Source organism: Agrobacterium sp. MS2 (assembly GCF_003261015.1).
GTDB lineage: Bacteria > Pseudomonadota > Alphaproteobacteria > Rhizobiales > Rhizobiaceae > Agrobacterium > Agrobacterium pusense.
In genome coordinates, this window is the sequence record NZ_QLNF01000008.1 from 69,877 (window position 1) to 78,348 (window position 8,472).

Annotated in this window: 8 protein-coding genes; 6 read left to right on the forward strand and 2 right to left on the reverse strand. The window is 57.8% G+C overall.

The features are described from left to right. Positions 1–58 precede the first annotated feature (58 nt). Both DOU54_RS03320 and DOU54_RS03325 read right to left on the reverse strand, forming a co-directional pair. Positions 59–1,081 carry a LacI family DNA-binding transcriptional regulator gene (locus DOU54_RS03320; protein WP_113730634.1) on the reverse strand — a complete coding sequence of 341 codons (1,023 nt, stop codon included), beginning with the start codon at positions 1,079–1,081 and terminating at the stop codon, positions 59–61. Between the two features lie 172 nt (positions 1,082–1,253). Next, positions 1,254–1,574: a hypothetical protein gene (locus tag DOU54_RS03325; protein WP_044458915.1), complete on the reverse strand. Its 321-nt coding sequence runs from the start codon at positions 1,572–1,574 to the stop codon at positions 1,254–1,256. Between the two features lie 295 nt (positions 1,575–1,869). On the opposite strand from DOU54_RS03325, the gene DOU54_RS03330 reads away from it, so the two are divergent. The 6 genes from DOU54_RS03330 to DOU54_RS03355 all read left to right on the forward strand — a co-directional run bounded on the left by DOU54_RS03330 (position 1,870) and on the right by DOU54_RS03355 (position 8,177). Further along, positions 1,870–2,673, forward strand: coding sequence for a transporter substrate-binding domain-containing protein (locus tag DOU54_RS03330; protein WP_004444612.1), 804 nt, complete (start codon positions 1,870–1,872; stop codon positions 2,671–2,673). Positions 2,674–2,739: 66 nt separating this feature from the next. After that, entirely contained in the window at positions 2,740–3,444 is a 705-nt protein-coding gene (locus tag DOU54_RS03335; protein ID WP_006700307.1) for an amino acid ABC transporter permease, read from the forward strand. After that, positions 3,441–4,100, forward strand: a complete 660-nt coding sequence (locus DOU54_RS03340) for an amino acid ABC transporter permease (RefSeq protein WP_003521700.1) — start codon at positions 3,441–3,443, stop codon at positions 4,098–4,100. Before DOU54_RS03335 ends, DOU54_RS03340 begins: the two co-directional genes overlap by 4 nt. Then, complete coding sequence (locus DOU54_RS03345) at positions 4,081–4,812, forward strand: amino acid ABC transporter ATP-binding protein (protein WP_004444596.1); 732 nt, start codon at positions 4,081–4,083, stop codon at positions 4,810–4,812. The genes DOU54_RS03340 and DOU54_RS03345 overlap by 20 nt, the downstream gene beginning before the upstream one ends. A gap of 23 nt (positions 4,813–4,835) precedes the next feature. Then, positions 4,836–5,771, forward strand: a complete 936-nt coding sequence (locus tag DOU54_RS03350; protein WP_113730636.1) for a 2-hydroxyacid dehydrogenase — start codon at positions 4,836–4,838, stop codon at positions 5,769–5,771. 231 nt (positions 5,772–6,002) lie between these two features. Further along, on the forward strand, positions 6,003–8,177 hold the full coding sequence (locus tag DOU54_RS03355) for a putative bifunctional diguanylate cyclase/phosphodiesterase (protein ID WP_113730740.1): 2,175 nt from the start codon (positions 6,003–6,005) through the stop codon (positions 8,175–8,177). Positions 8,178–8,472: the final 295 nt, after the last annotated feature.

Here is an 8,472-nt window from a genome sequence, read left to right on the forward strand (position 1 = left end):
TCTCCCCGGCGGGGAGAAGAAAGAAGCGGTACCCGCTCGTTCCAACAGGGCTAAAGCTTCACCGACCCAACCGCTTCGTCGTCTCCCGCACGATAAGCTGAAAGCCGACATCCACCCGCGCACCCTCGGGAACAGCGGCATCCTTTTCTGCCTCCAATATCGAAAGCAGCAACTCGCCCGCCTTGCGGCCGATCATCTGCGCGTCGACCCGTATCGTTGAAATCGCCGGATAGCATTGTCTGCCAATGTCAAAATCACCGAAGCCGAGAATGGAAATCTGATCTGGTACATGAATGCCGCGGCGATGACATTCCATCAGCGCACCGACAGCGGAAATATCCGACACGGCGAAGATGGCTTCGACATCGGGCGCCTTGGCCAACAGGGAGCCCAGCGTTTTCGCGCCGTGATCGTATGAGACCGGCGCGCTGCCCTCGCGGATGATGAGATCATCGGCGATGCCGGCTTCGCGCAGGGCAGCCCCGAAACCGAGCAGGCGGCTTTCGCCGCGCCAGTCCTTAACGTCGCCATCGGCTCGGGAGCCAAGTGCGCCTATCCTCGTGAATCCAAGCGATATCAGGTGTTTGGCGGCGGTTCTTCCCACTTCGTAATTGGAGAAACCGACCGCGTGGTCGATCGGATGTTCGGGTACGTCCCAGATTTCAACGATCGGGATACCGGAGCGCATCAACACTTCGCTAGCCATCTTGGTATGAACCGTGCCGGCCACGACAATCGCGTCGGGACGGCGCTCCATCATGGTGCGGATGACGCGCTCTTCTTCCTGCAGGTCGTACATGGTGTAACCGATCAGCAATTGGTAATCGGCGGCGCGTAGCGCATTGGCGAGGCCTTGAGCGCTGTCGGCGAAGTTTGAGTTGGTGAGAGTCGGCAGGATGGCGGTGATGAAATTGGTGCGGCGAGAGGAAAGCGAACCGGCGATTCGATCAGGCACATAACCAAGCTTCTCAATGGCCTTCATCACCCTCTGGCGCGTTTCCTCGGACACCAGAGCGGGATCGGCCAGCACCCGCGAGACGGTCATCTTGGAGACGCCCGCAAGTTTTGAGACGTCGCTCATGGTTGCTTTTTTTGACGTGACTAACGCTGCGGCCAAAGGCGTGCGCTCCACCAAAGCATGTCTCCCCAGTTACAATCCGGCTGAATGAAGACCGGTTCACGACAAGACATACACGAAGATACCAAGGGAAAGCACGCCGTATGATTGCAGATCAATGCGACGTGCACCGGATTTATGCGACGCGGCTATAGACCAGATGGTAGAAACGCCCGTCACACATGCTCATCATCTCATCCGTCAGTACCCGGCCTTCCAGCCGGACCGGAGACACCAGCGCTTCCTCCACGGCCTCCATCGACGGATAGTCGATTTCCTGCACCATGATGATCTGGGCCGCGTCCGGGTCCGTGCGCTCCGTACGCATCACTCGCACCGCCTGCGCATTCGGCATGCGCTTCCAGACAGGCAGTAATTTTTCCTCGACGATGCGAAAAAACTCCTCCTCCCGGCCTGAATGAATCCTGCCTTCGAAAATTGCCGAGCGTGTGTACATGTTTCCTCCCGAAATGAATGCCGATCGAAACAGTTCTGTAGATCGGACTTGCAATGATACCGATAACATGCATTATTGATCCTGCCAAGAACGTGAAGCGATGTCGAGGAGAGGAAAATCGATAATCGTGCTAACTTATTGAATTTCATAAGAGGTTCATCTGGTTCTGTGTTTTCACAGTTTCTTGGGAGGAGTTTTTAGTCAAGCGCCTAGAAATGTTATCGAGAACATTTTTCGGTTTGCGAAGGCCGCTGTTCTGCATTGGGCAGCTATTATTTGGGTCGGAGGAGAAACCATGAGCATATCCAGATTTCTGAAAAACATGACCGTTGCTGTTGGCGTTGCCGCAGCTTCGCTTGCGGCTACAACGTCGGCCCATGCCGTCTCGCTCAGCGAGATCACGGCGCGCGGCAAGGTTAAGATCGGTGTCCTCACGGGCGCGCCGCCGATGGGCATGGTGGATGAAAAGGGCAACCCTTCCGGTTATGACGTCGATGTCGCCAATCTCATCGGTTCCTACCTGTCGCTGCCGGTGGAACTGGTGCCGCTGACGCCTCCAGCGCGTATTCCGGCCCTTCAGACCGGCAAGGTCGATTTCCTCGTTGCGACGCTCGCGCCGACCGGCGAACGCGCCAAGACTGTGATGTTCACGCAGCCATACAGCGCCTTCAATATGGATATCATCTCCGGCAAGGACCAGAAATTCGAAAATCTCGACAGCCTCAAGGGCAAGCGCGTGTCGGTCAACCGCGGTTCCTCACAGGAAACCGCCCTGCGTAAGGCCAACGTCGAAGGTCTCGAAATCGTCGTTTACGAAGACGATTCCACCAGCGCCCAAGCTTTGCTTGCGGGTCAGGTGGATGCCGTCGCTCTGCCGTCCACGGTTGGTGAAGCAATCATCAAGCAGCGCCCGGAAGCCGGTCTCCAGGTCGGATTCACCTTCTTCCAGCAGGGCAATTCCATGGCGACCAAGCTTGAGGATTTCGAGCTGCGCCAGTGGCTTAACACGTCCATCTACCTGATGAAGATGTCCGGCGATCTCGACCGCATCTCGGTCAAGTGGACCGGTCGCCCGCTGCCGCAATTGCCAAGCTTCTGATTGAGCCTTTCAACGCGCCCGCCGGGAATACGTTCGGCGGGCCGGGAAATGTCAACGGAGTGACGCATGTCCTATACATTCCAATTCGGCGCGCTCGCCCAATATCAGAATGAAATTCTGAACGGCATATGGCTGACGATCAAACTGTCGGTCCTCTCCATCGTGCTCGGCTGCGCTTTCGGCATTCTTCTCGCTTCATTGCGCTCCATCAATGGTGGCATCGTCCGCATCATCGTGGATGCTTATGTCGAAGTCATCCGCAACACGCCGTTCCTCGTGCAGCTGTTCATCGTCTATTTCGGCCTGCCGGGTCTCGGCTTTCGCGTCGGGGCGGATACGGCGGCGCTGATCGGCATGACGATCAATCTTGCCGCCTATTCGACGGAGATCATCCGCGCCGGCATCGAGGCGGTGCACAAGTCGCAGATCGAGGCGGGTGAGGCTCTGGGCTTCACCAAGTACCAGATTTATCGTCACGTCATTATCGTGCCCGCCATTGCCAAGGTCTATCCATCCCTCTGCAGCCAGTTCGTGCTGATGATGCTGGCATCGAGCATATGCTCGGCCATCTCCACCCATGAGCTTGCCGCCGCTGCAGCCTTCGTGGAATCGCAGACCTATCGCTCCTTCGAGGTCTACATCGTCGTCACGCTCATCTATCTGGCGCTGGCGCTCAGCCTGCGGCTCATCCTTGCCCTTGTCGGCATGTGGCTGTTCGGTCGCCGCGTGGCCCGCAAGACGATGACCGCTTTGCCGGAGGTGCAGTCATGACCCTTAGAACTTTCGGCTGGAACGAATTCGGCTTCCTGCTGACCGCCCTGCAATGGACCGTGCTTCTGACGATCATTGCGCTAATCGGCGGCGGTATCGTCGGCTTCTTCGTGGCGCTCGCCCGCACCTCGAATTTCAAGGCGCTGCGCATTGCCGCCGGCACCTACATTCAGGTGATCCAGGGCATTCCGGTGCTGATGATCCTGTTCCTGTCCTATTATGGCCTCAGCCTTGCCGGGCTGGAACTGCCGCCGCTTTTTGCCGCCGGCGCGTCGATGACCATCTATACGTCAGGTTATCTCGCGGAAATCTGGCGCGGCTGCATCCAGGCGGTGCCGAAGCAGCAATGGGAAGCGTCGGAATCGCTCGCTCTCACCCGCGCCCAGCAATATCGCTACGTCATCCTGCCGCAGGCGATCCGAATTTCGCTACCGCCGACCGTCGGTTTTGCCGTCCAGGTCGTCAAGAACACGTCCATCGCATCGATCATCGGTTTCGTCGAACTGGCGAGAGCGGGGCAGCTCATCAACAATGCCACGTTCCAGCCGTTCCGCGTCTTCGTGGCGGTGGCCGTACTTTATTTCATCGTCTGCTACCCGTTATCCCAGCTGTCGCGTTGGCTGGAAAGGAGGCTTCATGCCGGAAGTAATCGTTGAAAACGTTCACAAGAGCTTTGGCGCTCTGGAAGTCCTCAAAGGCGTGTCGCTGACGGTCGGCCGTGGTGAAGTGTTCGCCCTCATCGGCCGCTCGGGCTCGGGCAAGAGCACGCTGCTGCGCTGCATGAACGGGCTGGAAAAGATCAATTCCGGGCGCATCGAAATCGCTGGTCATGCGATTGGTGAAGACGCCAAGGCCCTGCGGAAGCTGCGCACCGATGTCGGCATCGTGTTTCAGAGCTATAATCTGTTCCCGCATCTGACGGTCGGCGAAAACATCATGCTTGCGCCGCGCATCGTCAAGGACGTGGCAAAATCGGAAACCAAGGATATCGCCCGTGAGGTTCTGCAGCTCGTCGGTCTTTCGGAGAAATTCGATTCCTATCCGGACCAGCTGTCCGGCGGCCAGCAGCAGCGTGTGGCGATTGCGCGCTCGCTTGCCATGCGGCCGAAGGTGATGCTGTTCGACGAGGTGACGTCTGCGCTCGATCCGGAACTCACCGAAGAAGTGCTGACTGTCATGGAAAACCTCGCCAGAGACGGCATGACCATGATCCTCGTGACGCATGAGATGGCTTTTGCGCGGCGCGTGGCGACCGAAACGATCTTCATGCACAAGGGCAAGATCTGGGAGCAGGGCCGCTCGTCCGAACTCTTCGCCAATCCGCAAACGCCGGAACTCCGGCAATTCGTCAAGGCCGATGTAAAGTAGTTCACCGGCACAAAGGAAAATCCATGACCACTGAAATCGTGCAACTGTGCCCGCTCATTCCGGCACTGGAGGAAGAACTTGCGCAGCGCTTCACCGTGCATCGCCTGTTCGAAGTGTCAGACAGGGCCGCCTTCCTTGCTGAAAAAGGCGGCGCGATCCGCGGCGTCGTCACCGGCGGCCATATCGGCCTGCCGGCGGATATTGGTGCAGCGTTACCAAAGCTTGAAATCGTTGCCATCAACGGCGTCGGCTTCGACAAGGTCGATCTGGCTGAAGCGAAGCGGCGCGGCTTTCGTGTTTCCAATACGCCAGACGTGTTGACGGCCGATGTCGCGGATCTTGCTCTGGGCCTTATTCTGGCGCAGGCGCGCAGGCTGCCGCAGGCAGACCAATATGTCCGCACCGGAGAATGGCTGAAGGGCGACATGGGCCTTTCCACCCGCGTGGCCGGTCGTCGCTATGGCATATTCGGTTTCGGCCGCATCGGTCAGGCGATTGCCAGGAGGCTCGAAGGTTTCGATGCGCATATCTCCTACACCGCGAGAAATCGTCGCGATGTCGCCTATGATTATTATGACAGCATCGAAGCTCTGGCCGCTAATTGTGACGTGCTGATCATCGCCGCAGCGGCCACCGCCGAAACGCGTCATATCGTCAGTGCCGAGGTTCTGAAAGCGCTTGGCCCGCAGGGTGTGCTTGTCAACGTGGCTCGCGGCTCGTTGGTGGATGAGAAGGCGCTCATTGAGGCACTTTCGAATGGCGTGATCGCAGGTGCTGCGCTTGATGTCTTCGAGGATGAACCGCGTGTGCCGGAAGCGCTGTTTGCTTTCGAAACCGTCACGCTCGCCCCACATATCGGCAGCGGCACGCATCAGACGCGACGGGCCATGGCAGACCTCGTTCTTGCCAATCTCGACGCGCATTTTGCCGGCACGGAGCTGCCGACGCCGGTGGTGTGACGGGGCCTTGCTGGATGCCGGAATTCTGGCGGCGCGGCTTCTATCCGCGCCGTTTTCCTTGAGACAGGCGCTATTTCATCGCCGCAAGCGTACAGACGGCCACCGGCCACCCTATCTCCGCCCCTCGTTCATATTTATATAATATGTATAATCCTACTATTCTGCTCTCTTATAAAGTGATGAGGCGGATAGGTGCGTTCCAAGGGCCCGAAGACACCCGTGCAGAACCGGATATCGCGAAAAAAGCGCGAAACAGGGCCATCTGCCTCTACCCCAACAGATGAAAATAGTAATCCATCCGACCGGCATGTGTTGTTGGAAGCGATGATCGACCACGTGCCGGATTTTATCTATGCCAAGGATCTGGAAGGTCGTTTCCTGTTTGCGAACCGCGCAATCGTCAAGGAAAATGGTTTTGACACGGTGGAGGAGCTGATTGGCCTCACCGATTATGATATTCATGGCGAAGCAGCACGGCGGGCGGGCATTCCCGACACCGAGGCACGGGTGATGCGCACGGGAGAACCGGATCTCGGTTACGAAGAGCGGGCCATGCGCGGCGATATCGACCGCTGGCTGATGATGTCGCGCGTGCCGCTGCGGGACAAGTCCGGCAACATCATCGGGGTGGTCGGCGCTTCTAGGGACATAACCCAGAAAAAGGCATCCGAAAGGCTGCTGCAGACGCAGGCGCGCATTCTCGAAATGATTGTCGCAGCGGCGCGTATCGAGGATTTCCTCGAGGAATTCGTCAAGGCGATTGAAAATCTCGCCACGGGGCTTGCCTGTGCCGTACGGGTGTTCGACGCCGCTACGGGTGAACCTTCGGTTTATGCATCGCCGGCACTCGCTCCGCATGCGGGGCTGACGGCGCTGATTTCCTCGGTCAGCGATCCTGACATCATCACTTCCCCTGCCGATAACACGGCCTTCAGCTTCGATATTCCCGCCAGCGACGGCAAGGCGCACGGTTTTGTCTGGTGCATGCTCGCGGCCCGCCAGCCAGATCCGGCACTGGTGGAATTTATCGGTGCGGCTGCACGCATGGCGGGGCTCGCGATCGACCGCAAACGTGCGGCCGAACATATCGCCTTTCTGGCCGACCACGACATGCTGACCCGGCTCCCCAATCGCCGTTTTCTCGATACACGACTGCCGGAAGTTCTTGCGGCCGCGGCAAAAGCCAGGCGGACGATCGCCGTCTGCTTTCTCGACCTCGACAATTTCAAGCAGATCAACGACACGCTGGGCCACAGCGTCGGCGATGCGCTGCTTTCGAAGACGGCGGCGCGCATCGCAGGGACCCTGGGTCGAAACGATCTCGTGTTGCGGGTGGGTGGGGATGAGTTCGTCGTCATTCTGGAGAAGCAGCGTGACGGTTTCGAAAACCGGCTTCGGAGCATCCAGGCTGCGGTCTCACAGCCGCTGCGCATCGGCAATTATGATATCAAGGCGACATCCAGCATCGGCGTGGCGTTTTTTCCGGAACATGGGGAAACTACGGCGGAGATCGTCGCCGCTGCCGATCTTGCCATGTATCAAGCGAAACATAATGGTCGGGACGGTATCGCCACCTTCTCGCCGCGCATGGCAGACGATTTGAGAAAGAAGGTCACACGTATCGAGGAATTGCGCAGGGCCGTGGAACGGGATGAATTCATCCTGCATTTCCAGCCGCAGGTCGATCTACTTACCGGCGGAATCAGTGGGGTGGAGGCGCTGGTGCGCTGGCAGCACCCGGCGGAGGGACTGCTTGGGCCTGCGGAATTCATCGGCCTTGCGGAAGAAACCGGCCTCATCGTGGAGCTTGGGGAGAGCATTCTGAAAAAAGCGTGCCGTCAGGCGCGAGACTGGATGGCTGCCGGATTGTCGCCTGTCAAAATGGCAGTCAATATCTCCCCCCGCCAGTTCCAGGGCGGCCTGGTGGACCAGATCAGTTCGGTGCTGGAGGAAACCGGCCTTGCACCTTCGCTGCTGGAAATCGAGATTACCGAGACGCTCATCATTCAGGATGTCGACACGTCAGTGCGCATCATGCGCGCCATCAAGCAGATGGGCGTCAGCCTGGCACTGGATGACTTCGGCATCGGCTATTCCTGTCTTGGCATGCTCAAGACATTCCCTCTTTCGTGCATGAAGATCGACCGCTCGTTCCTCACGCATCTGCCGGCAAAAACCAAAGACAGCGCCATTGTTTCGATCATGATCCAGCTTGCCGGTTCACTGGGCATCGATGTCATTGCCGAAGGCGTGGAAACGGCCGAGCAGGCTGACTTTCTGCGCGCTGCCGGTTGTCCCTACGGGCAAGGTTACTATTTCGGCCGCCCCGTGGCGGCTGGCGAGATCGAGGGCATGCTGAAGGCGACGTCCACATTTGCAACCGGTTCTTCCAGCCAACCGCTGTAATCGCCGATCCACCGCCCGCTGCGTTATCCGAACGGAATTGAAGCACCACGCGCGAGTTCCGGGTATCGCCGCCTCGCGCACTCACTGCACCAGCCTCTGCCATTGTCACATCACCGTCGTTATTCAAGGTAAGCTGTTGGGCTGCTTCTGCAGCGATATTGTTACTAATTTCGTCATATTAGAATATTATCGTAGCTTAAATATCCAATAAATCTTATTTTACCAGTGTATATAAGTGTATTTTTATATTTTGAACTTTATATTTGTTGTAATTTTACTACGCAATGTGATTGCG